Source organism: Pseudomonas nitroreducens (assembly GCF_010994165.1).
Taxonomy (GTDB): domain Bacteria; phylum Pseudomonadota; class Gammaproteobacteria; order Pseudomonadales; family Pseudomonadaceae; genus Pseudomonas; species Pseudomonas nitroreducens.
Genome location: NZ_WMBX01000003.1, coordinates 783,811 through 798,023, shown reverse-complemented (window position 1 = coordinate 798,023; position 14,213 = coordinate 783,811). Strand labels below are relative to the sequence as shown.

The window sequence follows — 14,213 nt, the reverse complement described above, 5'->3', positions numbered from 1 at the left end:
CCTGCAAGACCCGCGTCTTGGCTGGCCGTAGCTTCAAGGGATCGAACCAAGGGAGGAACCACCGTGACCCAACGCCAACCGATCAACCTGCAGGAAAAGCTCGGCCGCATCAGCGAAACCTGGCAACCGCGGGTGATCGCCGAGATGAACGACTACCAGTTCAAGGTGGTGAAGCTGCACGGCGACTTCGTCTGGCACAGCCACGCAGACACCGACGAAACCTTCATCGTGCTCGACGGCGAACTGCGCATCGACTTCCGCGACGGCCCGCTGACCCTGCGCGCCGGTGAGCTTTACGTGGTACCGCGCGGCGTGGAGCACAAGCCGTATGCCGAGCGGGAAGTGCAGGTGATGCTGATCGAACCGCGCGGCGTGCTGAATACCGGGGATCAGGGCGGCGAGCGGACGGCGGAGAATGATCGGTGGATTTGATCAGCTCTTGACGGGCACTTCCGCCGCTTTTGCCCCAAAGCGCTTGCGGTAATCACTCGGCGCCATCCCGGTGATCTTGCGGAAGGTGCTGCGGAACGAGCCCGGATCGAGGTAGCCGACCGTATAGGCGATGTGGTCCACCGTGCCGTTGGTGAACTCCAGCAGCTCCCGCGCCTTGCCCACGCGCAGGTGCTGGCAGTACTCGGTGGGCTTGAGCCCGGTGGCGGCGCGGAAGCGGCGCAGGAAGGTGCGCTCCTCCAGCCCGGCCTGGGCGGCCATGGCGGCGAGGCTGACGTCCACCGCGCCATTACCCTGCAGCCAGTGCTGGACCTTGAGGATCGCGGCGTCGCCATGCCCCAGCAGCGGCGCGAAGTTGCTGCCGCACTGCTGGGCGCTGTCGCTGTGCTCCACCACCATGAAGCGTGCGGTGCGGCTGGCGATGCTCGGGCCGAGCAGGCGGTCGACGATGCGCAGGCCGAGCTCCGACCAGGCCATCAGGCCGGCGGAGGTGATCAGGTCACCATCGTCGACCATGGGCTTGTGCGCCTCCAGGCGTACGCGCGGGAAACGCTTGGCAAAGGCTTCGGCACCGCTCCAGTGAGCGGTGGCGCTGCGGCCGTCGAGCAGCCCGGCTTCGGCTACCAGCAGCCCGCCGATGCAAACCGAGCCGACGATGGCGCCCTCGCCATGGCGCGCAGCAAGCCAGTCGGTGAGGTTGCGCAGCGGCGCGACGTCGGGCAGGCCGAACAGTGACGGCGGCACCAGCACCGCGACCAGGCGGCTGTCAGCGCCGGGATGCGTATCGAAGACACGATGCGGTTCGCTGCCGGCCTCCCCGCACCAATGGCTGACGCGCAGTGCCGGCAGCTGAGCGCCGGCCTCGTCGCCGGCGATGCGCTCCGCCACCGCGAAGAGATCGGTCAACCCGTGCAGCGCCGCCGTCTGCACGCCGGGATAGAGCAGCAACCCGATCTCGACGACGCTCCGTTCCACAGCCATTGTCAGTTTTCCCCTGATTATTGTCGTTCCACCTGATCCCCGCTCGGCGAGCGGCGAACCATACTGGTCCCACTTCCTCACCACTCAAAAGGAATTCGGAAATGGCCAAGCAAGCGCTCATCCTAGTGGATATCCAGAACGACTACTTCCCCTCCGGCAAGTGGCCGCTGGTCGGCATCGAGCCGGCCGCCGACCAGGCCGCCAAGGTACTCGCCGCCTTCCGCGAGCGCGGTGACCTGGTGGTGCACGTACGCCACGAGTTCGAAAGCGCCGACGCCCCGTTCTTCGCCCCCGGCAGCGACGGCGCGAAAATCCACGCCAAGGTCGCCAACCTGCCCGGCGAGCCGGTGGTCCTGAAGCACTTCGTCAACTCGTTCCGCGACACCGACCTCAAGACCATCCTCGACCAGCACGGCGTCGACTCCGTGGTCGTTGTCGGTCACATGAGCCACATGTGCGTGGACGGCGTGGTGCGTGCCGCCGCCGATTTCGGCTACACGGTAACCGTGCTGCACGACGCCTGCGCCACGCTGGACCTGGAGTTCAACGGCGTGAAGGTGCCGGCCGCCCAGGTCCATGCCGCCTACATGGCCTCGTTTGCCTTCGCCTACGCCGAAGTGCTGTCCGTCGCCGAGTATCTGAACCGCTGATTTACAGGGCTCGGCAAAAGGGCCTCCATGGAGGCCCTTTTTTCGTTTCGCAACACGCCGCAATACGGCCGATGCACTGCCGAAGCAAGACGTGAGAAGTTGCCCAACATTCAGCTGGCTTTCCGCTATTATCGACGCTCGATCGCCTGCCGATAAGGACATCCCATGAGCGTTTCCTCGATCATTACCCTCGCCATCATCGCTGGCGTGATCTTTCTGCTGATCAGTGTGTTCAACCGTCTGGTGGCGCTGCGCAACCGCTACCAGAACGCCTTCGCGCAGATCGAGGTGCAACTCAAGCGCCGCTACGACCTGATCCCCAACCTGGTGGAAACCGCCAAGGCCTACCTCAAGCACGAGCGCGAAACCCTCGAAGCCGTGATCGCTGCGCGCAACGCTGCCGTGGCCGGCCTGAAGGCCGCGTCCGAGCAACCGGGCGACGCCGGCCGCATGGCGCAACTGGCCGCCGCCGAGAATGCCCTGGGTGGCGCGATGGGTCGCCTGAACGTGACCCTGGAAGCCTACCCGGACCTCAAGGCCTCGCAGAGCCTGCAGCAGGTCAGCGAGGAGCTGTCGAGCACCGAGAACAAGGTCGCCTTCGCCCGCCAGGCGTACAACGACTCGGTGATGGAGTACAACACCTACCGCCAGTCCTTCCCCGCCAATGTCCTGGCCGCCACCTACGGCCACAGCAAGGACGCCAGCCTGCTCGAGTTCGAGGACAGCAAGGCAATCCAGGCCGCGCCGAAAGTCGCCTTCTAAAACCTCGGCGCAGGACGCGCGATGAACTTCTTCGAACACCAGGACCGCGCCCGCAAGCAGACCGGGCGCCTGGTCCTGCTGCTGACTATCGCCGTGGTGTGCCTGGTGACCATCACCAGCCTGGCGCTGGGCTGGCTCTGGCGTCACCTCGGCGAGCCTGCTCTGCACCTGACCTCGCGCGCCTCCCTGCCCGATCCGGAGCTGTACCTGTCGGTGGCCGCCGTGATCGTCGGCGTGGTCGTCCTCGGCGCGCTGTACAAGCAGGTGCAGTTGAGTGCGGGCGGCAAGGTCGTGGCCGAGAGCCTCGGCGGCCGCCTGCTCAACCTCAGCGCCAGCAATGCTGACGAGCGTCGGTTGCTGAACGTGGTCGAGGAAATGGCCCTGGCCTCCGGCTCGCCGGTGCCGCCGGTGTATGTGCTGGAAGACGGCTCGATCAACGCCTTCGCCGCCGGCCTGACACCCCGCGACGCGGTGATCGGCATTACCCGCGGCGCCATCGAGCAGCTCGACCGCAATGAACTGCAGGGCGTGATCGCCCACGAGTTCAGCCACATCCACCACGGCGACATGCTGCTCAACACCCGGCTGACCGCCCTGCTCCACGGCATGCTCCTGCTTGGCCTGATCGGCGGCATGCTGCTGCGCGGCTGGAGCGAGACCAGCACTGGCGTGCGCATCAGCAGCCGGAGCAGCAGCAACGACAAGAACGGCGGCGGCAGCGTGGTGCTGCTGGTGATCGGCGCCGGCGTGGTGCTTTACGTACTCGGCTATGTCGGCACCTTCTTCGGGCAGTTGATCAAGGCCTCGGTCAGCCGCCAGCGCGAGTTCCTGGCCGACGCCTCGGCCGTGCAGTTCACCCGTGATCCCTCGACTATCGCCGGTGCGCTCAAGAAGATCGGTGGCAACCCGCTGGGCGCCCTGCTCAGCGCCCCGCGCGCGGCAGAGTTCAGCCATATGTACTTCGGCGATGGCGTGGGCAGCAGCTGGTTCGACACCCACCCGCCGCTGAAGGACCGTATTCGCCGCGTCGATCCGGGCTGGGACGGAAACTACCCGAAATTCGAACCACGCCTGGACGTGGCGCTGATGAACAAGCAAGCCTGGACCTCCGCCGTCACCGGCCAGCCGTACCAGCCCAGCGCCGTGGACGTGGCAGTGGCCGCCGTCGGCGCACCCACCATCGCGCACCTGCAGGAAGCCCGCAGCACCCTGCAACGCCTGGACGAGCGCCTGCAGCGCGCCGCCCATGACAGCGAAGGCGCCGAAGCGCTGGTCTACGGCCTGCTGCTGGATAGCGACCCCGGCCTGCGGGCGCGCCAGCTGGAAGCGATCAAGCAACGCCTGAACCTCAGCCTGGCGCTACAACTGGACCTGCTGGAGGAGTCGCTGCTTCGACTCGATCCGGGCCAGCGCCTGCCCCTGCTCGACCTGGCCATGCCGGCGCTCAAGCAACTGGACGCCAAGGCCTTCCTCGCCCTGCGCGAGAACATGGCGCTACTGATCAAGCTGGACGGCAAGGTCAAGCTGCTGGAATGGACGCTGCTGCGCATCATCGAGCGCAACCTGCGGCCGGGCAGCGGCAAGATCAGCAACGTGGCACTGGCGGACCTGTCCGAAGCCTGCGCAACGCTGCTGGCCTTCCTCGCCCGCGTTGGCGAAACCAGCGACCTGCAGACCGAGCAGGCGTTCGCCGATGCCTGGAGCGGCCTGCCCTTCGCCCCCCGGCCGCTGCCGGGCGCCGCCAGCCTGCGCGAGCTGGAAACCGCACTGAAGCAGCTGGAACAACTGCGCCCGCTGCAGAAGCCGCAACTGCTCAAGGCGCTGGCGCGCTGCATCGAGCACGACGGGCGCATCACCGCTGGCGAAGCGGAGCTGATGCGCGCGGTGGCGGATATCCTGGATTGCCCGATGCCGCCGTTGCTGGCGACCTGAAGCGCCCTCAATCCAATCTGTAGGAACGAGCTTGCTCGCGAAACCGATTCCGCAACGGAGTCCGTTCGCGAGCAAGCTCGCTCCTACATAAAAGCCCCTCGCTCTGGTTCTGGTTCTGGCTTTAAAGGATTTCCAGAGAAACATCCGCACGCTCCGGAATGCCCCTTTCAGGAGGCCTCGTTGAAGCGGAGTTTCAGGGGTTGAGCGACATGGATGTCGCGAGAGCCACGATGGGCCAGGGATGGCCCGTCGTGGCGTGCCCCTGAAACTTCGCTTCAACGAGGGAATTTTTCGCCCCAAGCGAAAAACCGGATGGAGGGGCAAGCGCTTTGGTTACTTTCTGGCGTTTGAGAAAGTAACTCGCCCGAGGGGGCGAAACCCAATACATCCGAACACACCGAAGCGACGCAGAAACACCCAACCCCAACTAAGTAATCACCCGTATGTCCCGAGCAAACAAGTCGCTCTAGGATGGCCCCACCTGCGCTCCGGACAAACTCAATGCCCCACATCGCCATCGACTACACCGCCAACCTCACCAACGACCTGCTGTCCCTGGAACTGCCTGAAAAACTCCATGAAGCCGCAAAAGGCCTGGGCGTGTTCCCCAGCAACGGCCTGCGCACCTTCGCCCGCGCCATCGACCAGTTCCACGTTGGCGCCAACACCCGGGACGAAGCCTTCATCAACATCCAGATCCGCATCGCCCCTGGCCGCCCCGAGGAGTTGCGCCAGCGCATCGTCGACACCCTGTTCGCCACCGCCGAACAGACCCTCGCCGAACTCATCGAAAAACGCCCCATCGGCCTGCAACTGGAAATCACCGAACTCGATCGCAGCCTGACGCGCATGGCCGGCAGCCTGCCCACGGCGTAATCACCCAGCAAAAGAAAAGGGCCTCCGAAGAGGCCCTTTTTTCAATCGTTCAACCGCACATCAGGCGCGACTGGCGACGCTGCCCTGCTCCTTGGGAGCAAGGTTGAGCGCAAAGTACAGCACCGTCAGCAGCACCAGGAAGGCCGGGCCGATATACAGCGCGATGCGCGTATCTTCGAAGAACGCCATCAGCACCACTACCAGCACCAGGAAGGCCATGGCCAGGTACGAGCTGATCGGGTACAGCCACATCCTGAACTGCAGCTTGCCGGCTTCGGCAGCGCTCAGCCCGCGGCGGAATTTCAACTGCGCCAGCAGGATCATCGCCCAGGTCCAGATGGCACCGAAGGTGGCGATGGAGGTCACCCAGGTGAACACCTTCTCGGGCACCAGATAGTTCAGCAGCACGCCCAGCAGCAGCGCGAAGATCGACAGCAGCAGCGCATTGCGCGGCACGCCGCCGCTGGAGGTCCTGGCGAACACAGCCGGGGCCTGGCCATGCTGGGCGAGGCTGTAGAGCATGCGGCCGGTGCTGAAGATGCCACCGTTGCAGGACGACAGCGCGGCGGTGATCACCACGAAGTTGATGATGCCGGCGGCGGTCTTGATGCCCATGCGCTCGAAGGTCATGACGAAGGGGCTGCCCTGGGTGCCGATCTCGTTCCACGGGTAGATCGACATGATCACGAACAGCGCGCCCACGTAGAACAGCAGGATGCGCCAGAACACCGAGTTGATCGCGCCCGGGATGGTCTTCTGCGGGTTCTTCGCTTCGCCGGCGGTGAGGCCGATCATCTCCACGCCCAGGTAGGCGAACATCACCATCTGCAGCGACATCAGCACGCCGGTGATGCCGTGGGGCATGAAGCCGCCGTTGCTCCAGAGGTTGGAGATGCCGGTGGCGATACCGCCGTTGCCCAGGCCGAAGAAGATCATGCCGGCGCCGGCCAGGATCATGGCGACGATGGTGACGATCTTGATCAGGGCGAACCAGAACTCGAACTCACCGAAGGCGCGCACGGCGATGAGGTTGATGGTGCCCATGCTCGCCAGCGCGGCCAGCGCCCAGATCCAGCGCGGCACGTCGGGGAACCAGATGCCCATGTAGATGGCCACCGCGGTGATCTCCGCGACGCAGGTCACCAGCCAGAGGAACCAGTAGTTCCAGCCGGTCAGGTAACCGGCCAGCGGGCCGAGGTAGTCCTGGGCGTAGCGGGCGAACGAGCCGGCCACGGGATTGTGCACGGCCATCTCGCCGAGGGCGCGCATGATCACGAGGATGGCGAGACCGCCAATGATGTAGGAAAGCATGATGGCCGGGCCGGCCATCTGGATGGCCTTGGCGGAGCCGAGGAACAGACCGACGCCGATGCAGGCGCCCAGGGCCATGAGACGGATGTGCCGCTCGTTGAGATCCCTTTGGAGATCGTGGGACGACATGGTGATGCAACCTCATTTTGTTCTTGGGAAATATCAGCCGAGGACTCTAAGTGCAGTCGGGATGCGGAACCGCCGAAAAGGCTTCGCCACCGCGCCGGGCGGCACGGAGGGAGAAGTGTCTGGCAGTTCCAGGACGGCACACCGGAAGAGGCTGCCCGCTCTTGTGAAGCGGACGTGGGCATTGCGGGAGGACCACGGCTGAGGTCGCGGGCGAGTGTTACACAAGTAGGAGGGAATCGTCTGCACCACCAAGGTGCAATGTGACCAAAGGGATAGCGGCGTATCGCCACATCTTCCCGCGCCACCAGGGCCGGTGTAGAGCGGTTCAGCCGCCCAGCGGCTGAAACTCCAGCAGCAGCGAGCAGGGCTTGCCGGTGTCCGGATGACGAGGCTCGCGCAGTTGCCGCAGGCGCCAGCCGCTGGCGGCCAGCAGCGCCAGCCAGGACTCCAGGGTGCGGAAGAACCAGGGCATCGGTGCGCTGAACTCACCGTCGAAGGCAGCGAAGTCTTCCAGGCGCCAGCCGTCCACATAGGGCGCGTCACCGCAGGCGGCCCACGGATGCACGGTCTGGATCAGCAGCCGCCCGCCGGGATTGAGCCGCTCGCGAAGTACGCCGAGCAATGGCGCGAGGTACTCGTCGAGCAAGGCGAAATTGCACACCAGGGCGTCGAACTGGCCGAGTGAATCTCCGGCTTCGATGAGTCCCGCGTAATCCATCACTTCATAGCGCCCACCGCCCGCCATCTGCGCGGCTTCAATGAGCGGTGCGGAAGCATCCACGCCGACACACTCGCTGCCCTTCTCGGCCAGCGCACGACACAACCAGCCTTCGCCGCAACCGATATCCAGCACACGGCGTGCCGGACCTTCGGCAATCGCGGCGAGGATCGCCGCGTCGGTGACCAGCCGTCGGCTCTCGATGCGCTGCTCGCGCACCGCGCGGGTCCAGGCATCGGCGTTGGCCTGCCAGCTCTGGCGGATTCGGGCGTCGTGGTCGGTCATGGCGATATCCGTGAGTGGGGAGAGGCGATCGCGGATCAATCCGCTCCTGTGCCGGTGACGGGCTACGGCGTCCTCAACGACTTGGGCACCGCCAGCCCCTTGGGCGGCGGCGTCTGCGGCAACGCCTTGCGGCACCCGGCATCACTGAACGGTCCGCCGATCTTCTGCCAGCCACTGCCCGGTGATGTCTGCTGGCAGGTATAGGCGCCATCGAGCTTGCTCTGCCATTTATAGAAGGGCATCGGCGCGGCGGCGAGGTTCAACGAAACGCCCAGCAGCGCGATCAGGGGCAAAAAGTACGAACGCATCGGCGGCCATTCCTGTCCAAATAATCACATTCCACCTGCTGGCCGTCGGCAAATCAATCCGGCGAGCCACGAACGGCACCTGGCGGCGCGCAGATTTTTCGCCGCCAACTACGCTGGAACTTAGGAAAGCCGCAGGTTAGGGGCTTTCGCGGCGCCGGGAGGGGCGTCGGCCATCACGTGGGCGGAGTTCGCTACCTGGGCTGTCGTACAAGCATGGGCGGGGCGTGAATATGGGCAACTCGAAGCATTCCGGTACGCAAGTGGCAGGCCAACCGGGAAGTCCGGGGCCCGGCCTTTCCCCCCAGAAAGTGCATCACCACCGCTTCCTTCTTCTCTTCCTGTTTCTCCTGCCTTTGCTTGCCGCCATGGGTGCGGCGCTGCTGTATGAGGCGCGCACCTCCAAGCTGCAGGCGCGCGAGCTGGCACGCTACGCCACCGGCCTGACCTGGCGCCTGGAACAGGGCAGCACCGACGATGTGGTTTATCCACAAGGCGGCCCCTTCGATCGGCGCCTGGGCTATCAGCAGTTGCCGACCTTCCTGGGCCGCCTGCACGAGCGCAACTTCGTCACCCTGAGCCAGGCGCGCTTCTCCGATCCGCTGATGCAGTACACCGGCCACGGGATGTTCCCGCCCTACCCGGAGAAGGCCCAGGCCGGCGTCGATATCGCCGACTGTCGCGGCCTGCCGATCTACAACTTCCGCTACCCGCAGCGGCTCTACGCCAACTTCGAGAGCATCTCCCCGGCCATCGTCAACAGCCTGCTGTACATCGAGAACCGCGACCTGCTCGATCCCGACCGCCCCTACCTGAACCCCGCCATCGACTGGAGCCGCTTCACCCAGGCCTCCGTGGCGCAGGTGGGCAAGCTGGTCGGGCTGGGCAACCACGCCCCCGGCGGCAGCACCCTGGCCACGCAGATCGAGAAGTACCGCCATTCCGAGGATGGCCGCACCAACTCCATCACCGACAAGCTGCGGCAGATGGCTTCGGCCAGCGTGCGCACCTACCAGAACGGCGCGGAGAACATGGCCGCACGGCGCAACGTCGCCCTCACCTACCTCAACTCCGTACCGCTCTCGGCGCAGCCGGGTTACGGCGAAGTGAGCGGCCTGCCCGATGGCCTGTGGATCTGGTACGGCGCCGACTACCAGCAGGTCAACAAGCTGCTCAACGCCCCGCCCGGCTCCGGTGCGGAGCTTGCCGCGCAGGGCAAGGCGCTGCGCCAGGTCGTTTCGCTGATGATTGCCCACCGCCGACCTTCCTGGTACCTCGCCCGTGGCCGCGACCAGTTGGCCGTGCTAACCGACAGCTACCTGCGCCTGCTCGCGCAGAACAACGTGATCGCCCCGGAACTTCGCGACGCGGCGCTCAAGCAGAAGCTGGTATTCCGCGATCCGCGCAGCGAGCCCAGCTTCACCCCGCTGGAAAACAACAAGGGCATCGGCCTTGCGCGCACCCGCCTGGCCGGCATGCTCGACGTACCGCTGTACGACCTCGATCGCTTCGACATGAGCTTCACCACGACCCTGCAGCATGAACTGCAGGAGCAGGTCACCGGCTACCTGCGGCACCTGTCCGACCCGGCCTTCGCCGAGCAGATCGGCCTGTTCGGCGAGCACCTGCTGTCCAAGGACAAGACCAGGGACGTGCGCTACAGCTTCACCCTGTTCGAGCGCACCCCCAGCGGCAACCGCGTGCGCGTGCAGACCGACAGCACCGAGCAGCCCTTCGACATCAACGAAGGCAGCAAGCTGGAGCTGGGCTCGACCGCCAAGCTGCGCGTGCTCGCCACCTACCTGGAAACCATCGCCGACCTGCACCAGCAGTACGCGCCGATGACGGTCGCCGAGCTGAAGAAGGTGGACATCGAACCGCTGGACATCCTCAGTCGCTGGTCCATCGATTACCTGATCGCCGCCAAGGACCGCAACCTGCCGGACATGCTCGCCGCCGCACTGCAGCGCAAGTACTCCGCCAGCCCCTATGAAAGCTTCTTCACCGGCGGCGGCGTGCACACCTTCAGCAACTTCCGCAAGGAGGACAACGGTCGCATTCCGACCCTGCAGGACGCGCTGCGCGAATCCATCAACCTGCCCTTCGTGCGCCTGCTGCGCGATCTGGTGCGCCACGACATCTACGCCAACGAAGGCAGCAAGGTTGCGGTGCTGGCCGACGACAAGGACCCGCGCCGGCAGGACTACCTGGACCGCTTCGTCGACAAGGAAAGCCAGGTCTACCTGTTGCGCTTCTGGCAGAAATACAAGGGCAAGGACAACGACGACCGCCTGAATACCTTCCTCGATGGCCTGCGCGCCTGGCCGGTGCGGCTGGCGGCGATCCATCGCTACCTGCAGCCCCAGGCCGATCTGCCGACCTTCACAGCCTTCCTGCAGGACCGCCTGAAGCAGGGCAAATACGCTGGCGACAAGCTCACCGACAAGCGCATCGAGGACCTCTACACCCGCTATGGACCGGGCGCCTTCGACCTCAATGACCAGGGCTACGTCGCCCGCGTGCACCCGCTGGAACTGTGGCTGCTGGGCTACCTGCAACGCCAGCCGGCGGCGACCTTCGCCGATGCCGTGGCCGCCAGCGGCGCCGAACGCAAGCAGGTCTACGGCTGGCTGTTCAAGTCGCGGCACAAGTACGCCCGCGACAAGCGCATCCGCATCATGCTGGAGGTGGAAGCCTTCCTCGACCTGCATGAACAGTGGAAGCGCCTGGGCTACCCGTTCGACCACCTGGTGCCATCGCTGGCCACCGCGCTGGGCAGCTCCGGGGACCGCCCCGCCGCGCTGGCGGAGCTGATGGGGATCATCCTCAACGATGGTGTGCGCCAGCCGACCCTGCGCATCGATAGCCTGCACTTCGCCGCCGCCACGCCCTATGAGGTCACCCTCGGCCCGGAATCCAACAATGGCCGCCAGGTGATGCGTTCGGAGGTCGCCCAGGCTCTGCGCACTGCGCTGTCGCAGGTGGTGGACGCGGGTACCGCACGGCGCTTGTCAGGCACCTTCAAGCTGGCCAATGGCAACGCACTGGTGATGGGCGGCAAGACCGGCACCGGCGACAACCGCATCGAGAGCGTGACCCGCAGCGGCTGGGTGAAGAGTTCCAAGGCGATGAACCGCACGGCGACCTTCGTCTTCTACATCGGCCCACGCCACTTCGGCACGCTGACCGCCTACGTGGCCGGCAGCGAGTCGGACAACTTCAAGTTCACCTCGGCACTGCCGGTACAGGTGCTCAAGGGCATGGCGCCGATGTTGTCGAGCTACCTGGAGCCCGGGATCAGCACCGGCTGCCAGGAGCGCCTGGATAACCTGCGGGTGAGCTGGCGGTAGGCGCTGCTGCATAGATCGGTTTCGCCCCCTCACCCCAGCCCTCTCCCTGGGGTGAGGGCTGGGGTGAGGGGATAGCCCAGATGCCTGAACCTGTAGGAGCGAGCTTGCTCGCGAACCGCTTCATGCCATGGGTAACCGGCCAGATTCGCGAGCAAGCTCGCTCCTACGAAGAGCCGCTCTGTCACTTGCCCTGCACGCTCTTCACGTACAACGTCTCGACCTGTTCCCGCGCCCAGGGCGTACGGCGCAGGAAGGTCAGGCTGGACTTGATGCTCGGGTCGTTCTTGAAGCAGCGGATATCGATGCGCTTGGCCAGCCCGTCCCAGCCGTACTGCGCTACCAGCTGGGTGAGGATCGCCTCCAGGGTCACGCCATGCAGCGGGTTCTTCGGTTTGTCGGTCATGTCGGTGTCGTCGTGCGGAGAATGCGCGGCACCTTAGCATCAGGCCCGCAGCCCGGCCACGCCGGCGATGATCAGGGCGACCGACGCCAGCTTGGTCAGCGTCAGCGCCTCGCCCAGCAGCAGGAAGCCGAAGAACACCGTGCCCAGGGTACCGATGGCGGTCCAGATCGGGTAGGCGATGCTCACCGGCAACTGGCGCATCGCCAGGGTGAGGAAGAAGATCCCGCCGATCACCGCGAACACCGTCACCACGGTCGGCAGCGGCCGGGTGAAGCCCTCGGCGTACTTCATCGACACCGCGAACATCACCTCGAACACCGCCGCCACCATCAGCATCGCCCAGGCCATCACGCACGCGCCCACTCGCTCTCGGCGAGGTCGGCCAGGGTTTGTTCAGCCTGTTGATAGGCAGCGCGGAAGGCCTCGGGATTGCCCTCCTCGCCCTCGGCGGCGATCACCTGTACGTCCTCGATGCCAAGGAACCCCAGCGCCACACGCAGCCACGCGTCGGCATGGTTCATCCACTCCAGCTCACCGCCCGGCCCCATGCCGGCGCCACCGCGGCTGGTGATGATCAGCGCCTTGCGGCCCTTGAGCAGCGGCTCGTATTCGGCCTCGCCATCCTTGATGTGCAGGTCGAAGGTGCGGCCGATACGGACGATCTGGTCGACCCAGGCTTTCAGGCCGCTGGGCACGCTGAAGTTGTACATGGGCGTGGAAATCACCAGCAGGTCGTGGGCAAGCAGCTCGTCCACCAGCTCATCGCTCAACGTCAGCTCCGCCTGAAGTTCGGCCGGACGATGCTCGCGCTGCGGATGGAAGGCCGCGGCGATGAAGCCTTCGCTGACGTGGGGCAGATTGGCTCGGCCCACTTCGCGGTGAGTAATGTCCGCGGACGGCAGGGCAGCGAGGAAGCCCTCGGCCAGGCGACGGGAATGGGAACGCTCGGCACGCGGGCTGGCGTGAATGGCAAGAATACGGTTCATCTGTGACTCCTTCGGTTCGACTTGTTCCAGGTGATTCATCCGTTACACTGGATTTCCACCCTGCTTGCCATCCACGGTATTTTCCGGCGGCTCCCCGGACAACTGAGGGAAACTGCACCCAGATGAGTTCAACTCATCCATGGAGATTTCGATGTTCGCCAACCTGCCCCTGCCCGCCCTGCGTACCTTCGAATCCGCTGCGCGCCAGCTGAGTTTCAAGGGCGCCGCCGAGGAACTGGCGGTGACGCCCACGGCGGTATCGCACCAGGTCCGCGCGCTGGAGGAATGGCTGGGCCTGCCGCTGTTCGAGCGCCTGCCACGCCAGGTGCGCCTGACCGAGGCCGGCGAGCGGTTGTTCCGCAGCCTGCACGGCGCGCTGCTGGAGGTCTCGCACTCAGTGGACAGCCTGCGTCCGCAGCGCAACGCCAGCAGCCTGACGATCTCCACCACCCCCGCGTTCGCGGCGCTCTGGCTGGTGCCGCGCCTGGGGCGCTTCTATGCGCGCCATCCGCACATCCGCCTGCGCCTGGACAGCCAGTGCGAACTGCTCGACCTGCAACAGGACGCCAGCGTCGATCTCGCGATCCGCTACGGTTTCGGCGAGTACCCGCGCATGCACAGCCAGTTCCTCTTGGCCGAACGCTTCGCCGTGTATGGCGCGCCGGCACTGGTGGCGACCGCCGACGTGGACGTGCCGGAGATGATCAGCGTGCGCTGGTACAACTCCGAGCTCTACGAGCGCGGCTGGAAGGCCTGGTGCGCGGCAGCCGGTGAAGAATGCCTGCTGACCCAGGCGGTACAGCGCGAGTACGAGGAGGAGTTCTACGCCCTGCAGGCGGCCATCGCCGGCCAGGGGCTGGTGCTGGCCAGTTCACTGCTGGTCTCGGAGAGCGTGGAGAAGGGACTGCTGGTGCCCTATCGCCCGGAGATCAACGTCCCTGGTGCCAGCTACACCGCGCTCTGCGTGCCCGGCCGCGAGCGCCATCCACCAGTGCGCGCGTTCCTCGACTGGCTGGCCGAGGAAGTGGCGCAGGCGGCCGATCCGCTGATCGACAACGCCGCCTGAGCCTGCCGC

The 14,213-nt window shown here is 65.6% G+C and carries 14 protein-coding genes; 7 read left to right on the top strand and 7 right to left on the bottom strand.

What is annotated here, in order from left to right:
* Positions 1–63: 63 nt before the first annotated feature.
* Positions 64–432, top strand: a complete 369-nt coding sequence (locus GJV37_RS16960) for a cupin domain-containing protein (protein ID WP_084359643.1) — start codon at positions 64–66, stop codon at positions 430–432.
* On the opposite strand, the gene GJV37_RS16955 is transcribed toward GJV37_RS16960, so the two are convergent.
* A complete protein-coding gene (locus GJV37_RS16955) occupies positions 433–1,431 on the bottom strand; it encodes a GlxA family transcriptional regulator (protein WP_084359644.1) in 999 nt (332 codons plus the stop codon).
* Between the two features lie 101 nt (positions 1,432–1,532).
* Between GJV37_RS16955 and GJV37_RS16950 the strand changes: the two genes are divergently transcribed.
* From GJV37_RS16950 to GJV37_RS16935, 4 genes are all read left to right on the top strand, one after another.
* Positions 1,533–2,081, top strand: coding sequence for a cysteine hydrolase family protein (locus tag GJV37_RS16950; RefSeq protein ID WP_193452767.1), 549 nt, complete (start codon positions 1,533–1,535; stop codon positions 2,079–2,081).
* 165 nt (positions 2,082–2,246) lie between these two features.
* Positions 2,247–2,843: a LemA family protein gene (locus tag GJV37_RS16945; protein WP_193452766.1), complete on the top strand. Its 597-nt coding sequence runs from the start codon at positions 2,247–2,249 to the stop codon at positions 2,841–2,843.
* A gap of 21 nt (positions 2,844–2,864) precedes the next feature.
* A complete protein-coding gene (locus GJV37_RS16940) occupies positions 2,865–4,775 on the top strand; it encodes a M48 family metallopeptidase (protein ID WP_193452765.1) in 1,911 nt (636 codons plus the stop codon).
* A 501-nt stretch (positions 4,776–5,276) separates the two neighbouring features.
* Complete coding sequence (locus GJV37_RS16935) at positions 5,277–5,651, top strand: 5-carboxymethyl-2-hydroxymuconate Delta-isomerase (protein ID WP_170859114.1); 375 nt, start codon at positions 5,277–5,279, stop codon at positions 5,649–5,651.
* Positions 5,652–5,711: 60 nt separating this feature from the next.
* Here GJV37_RS16935 and GJV37_RS16930 read toward each other — a convergent pair whose 3' ends face one another.
* The 3 genes from GJV37_RS16930 to GJV37_RS16920 form a co-directional block, all read right to left on the bottom strand.
* The gene (locus tag GJV37_RS16930) at positions 5,712–7,091 is read right to left on the bottom strand and encodes an amino acid permease (protein WP_051445677.1); all 1,380 of its coding nucleotides are present in this window, start codon (positions 7,089–7,091) and stop codon (positions 5,712–5,714) included.
* A 325-nt stretch (positions 7,092–7,416) separates the two neighbouring features.
* Positions 7,417–8,094, bottom strand: a complete 678-nt coding sequence (locus GJV37_RS16925; protein ID WP_170859116.1) for a class I SAM-dependent methyltransferase — start codon at positions 8,092–8,094, stop codon at positions 7,417–7,419.
* A gap of 62 nt (positions 8,095–8,156) precedes the next feature.
* Positions 8,157–8,402, bottom strand: coding sequence for a hypothetical protein (locus GJV37_RS16920; RefSeq protein WP_024765560.1), 246 nt, complete (start codon positions 8,400–8,402; stop codon positions 8,157–8,159).
* 230 nt (positions 8,403–8,632) lie between these two features.
* Here GJV37_RS16920 and GJV37_RS16915 point away from each other — a divergent pair, with 230 nt between their 5' ends.
* Positions 8,633–11,749 carry a transglycosylase domain-containing protein gene (locus tag GJV37_RS16915; RefSeq protein ID WP_193452764.1) on the top strand — a complete coding sequence of 1,039 codons (3,117 nt, stop codon included), beginning with the start codon at positions 8,633–8,635 and terminating at the stop codon, positions 11,747–11,749.
* Between the two features lie 181 nt (positions 11,750–11,930).
* Here the strand turns inward: GJV37_RS16915 and GJV37_RS16910 are convergent, their stop codons facing one another.
* The 3 genes from GJV37_RS16910 to GJV37_RS16900 are packed head-to-tail and all read right to left on the bottom strand — an operon-like array spanning position 11,931 to position 13,138.
* Positions 11,931–12,152 carry a VF530 family protein gene (locus GJV37_RS16910; RefSeq protein ID WP_170859118.1) on the bottom strand — a complete coding sequence of 74 codons (222 nt, stop codon included), beginning with the start codon at positions 12,150–12,152 and terminating at the stop codon, positions 11,931–11,933.
* A gap of 39 nt (positions 12,153–12,191) precedes the next feature.
* Positions 12,192–12,500, bottom strand: coding sequence for a DMT family transporter (locus GJV37_RS16905; protein WP_084359646.1), 309 nt, complete (start codon positions 12,498–12,500; stop codon positions 12,192–12,194).
* A complete protein-coding gene (locus GJV37_RS16900; protein ID WP_193452763.1) occupies positions 12,500–13,138 on the bottom strand; it encodes an FMN-dependent NADH-azoreductase in 639 nt (212 codons plus the stop codon). Before GJV37_RS16900 ends, GJV37_RS16905 begins: the two co-directional genes overlap by 1 nt.
* A gap of 151 nt (positions 13,139–13,289) precedes the next feature.
* Here GJV37_RS16900 and GJV37_RS16895 point away from each other — a divergent pair, with 151 nt between their 5' ends.
* Positions 13,290–14,204, top strand: coding sequence for a LysR substrate-binding domain-containing protein (locus GJV37_RS16895; protein ID WP_193452762.1), 915 nt, complete (start codon positions 13,290–13,292; stop codon positions 14,202–14,204).
* Positions 14,205–14,213 lie beyond the last annotated feature (9 nt).

Coding starts and splice junctions, on each gene's coding strand:
- GJV37_RS16920 (WP_024765560.1), bottom strand. CDS start 8,402: ATGCGTTCGTACTTTTTGCCCCTGATCGCGCTGCTGGGCGTTTCGTTG.
- GJV37_RS16910 (WP_170859118.1), bottom strand. CDS start 12,152: ATGACCGACAAACCGAAGAACCCGCTGCATGGCGTGACCCTGGAGGCG.
- GJV37_RS16930 (WP_051445677.1), bottom strand. CDS start 7,091: ATGTCGTCCCACGATCTCCAAAGGGATCTCAACGAGCGGCACATCCGT.
- GJV37_RS16940 (WP_193452765.1), top strand. CDS start 2,865: ATGAACTTCTTCGAACACCAGGACCGCGCCCGCAAGCAGACCGGGCGC.
- GJV37_RS16945 (WP_193452766.1), top strand. CDS start 2,247: ATGAGCGTTTCCTCGATCATTACCCTCGCCATCATCGCTGGCGTGATC.
- GJV37_RS16905 (WP_084359646.1), bottom strand. CDS start 12,500: ATGGCCTGGGCGATGCTGATGGTGGCGGCGGTGTTCGAGGTGATGTTC.
- GJV37_RS16935 (WP_170859114.1), top strand. CDS start 5,277: ATGCCCCACATCGCCATCGACTACACCGCCAACCTCACCAACGACCTG.
- GJV37_RS16915 (WP_193452764.1), top strand. CDS start 8,633: ATGGGCAACTCGAAGCATTCCGGTACGCAAGTGGCAGGCCAACCGGGA.
- GJV37_RS16895 (WP_193452762.1), top strand. CDS start 13,290: ATGTTCGCCAACCTGCCCCTGCCCGCCCTGCGTACCTTCGAATCCGCT.
- GJV37_RS16955 (WP_084359644.1), bottom strand. CDS start 1,431: ATGGCTGTGGAACGGAGCGTCGTCGAGATCGGGTTGCTGCTCTATCCC.
- GJV37_RS16950 (WP_193452767.1), top strand. CDS start 1,533: ATGGCCAAGCAAGCGCTCATCCTAGTGGATATCCAGAACGACTACTTC.
- GJV37_RS16925 (WP_170859116.1), bottom strand. CDS start 8,094: ATGACCGACCACGACGCCCGAATCCGCCAGAGCTGGCAGGCCAACGCC.
- GJV37_RS16900 (WP_193452763.1), bottom strand. CDS start 13,138: ATGAACCGTATTCTTGCCATTCACGCCAGCCCGCGTGCCGAGCGTTCC.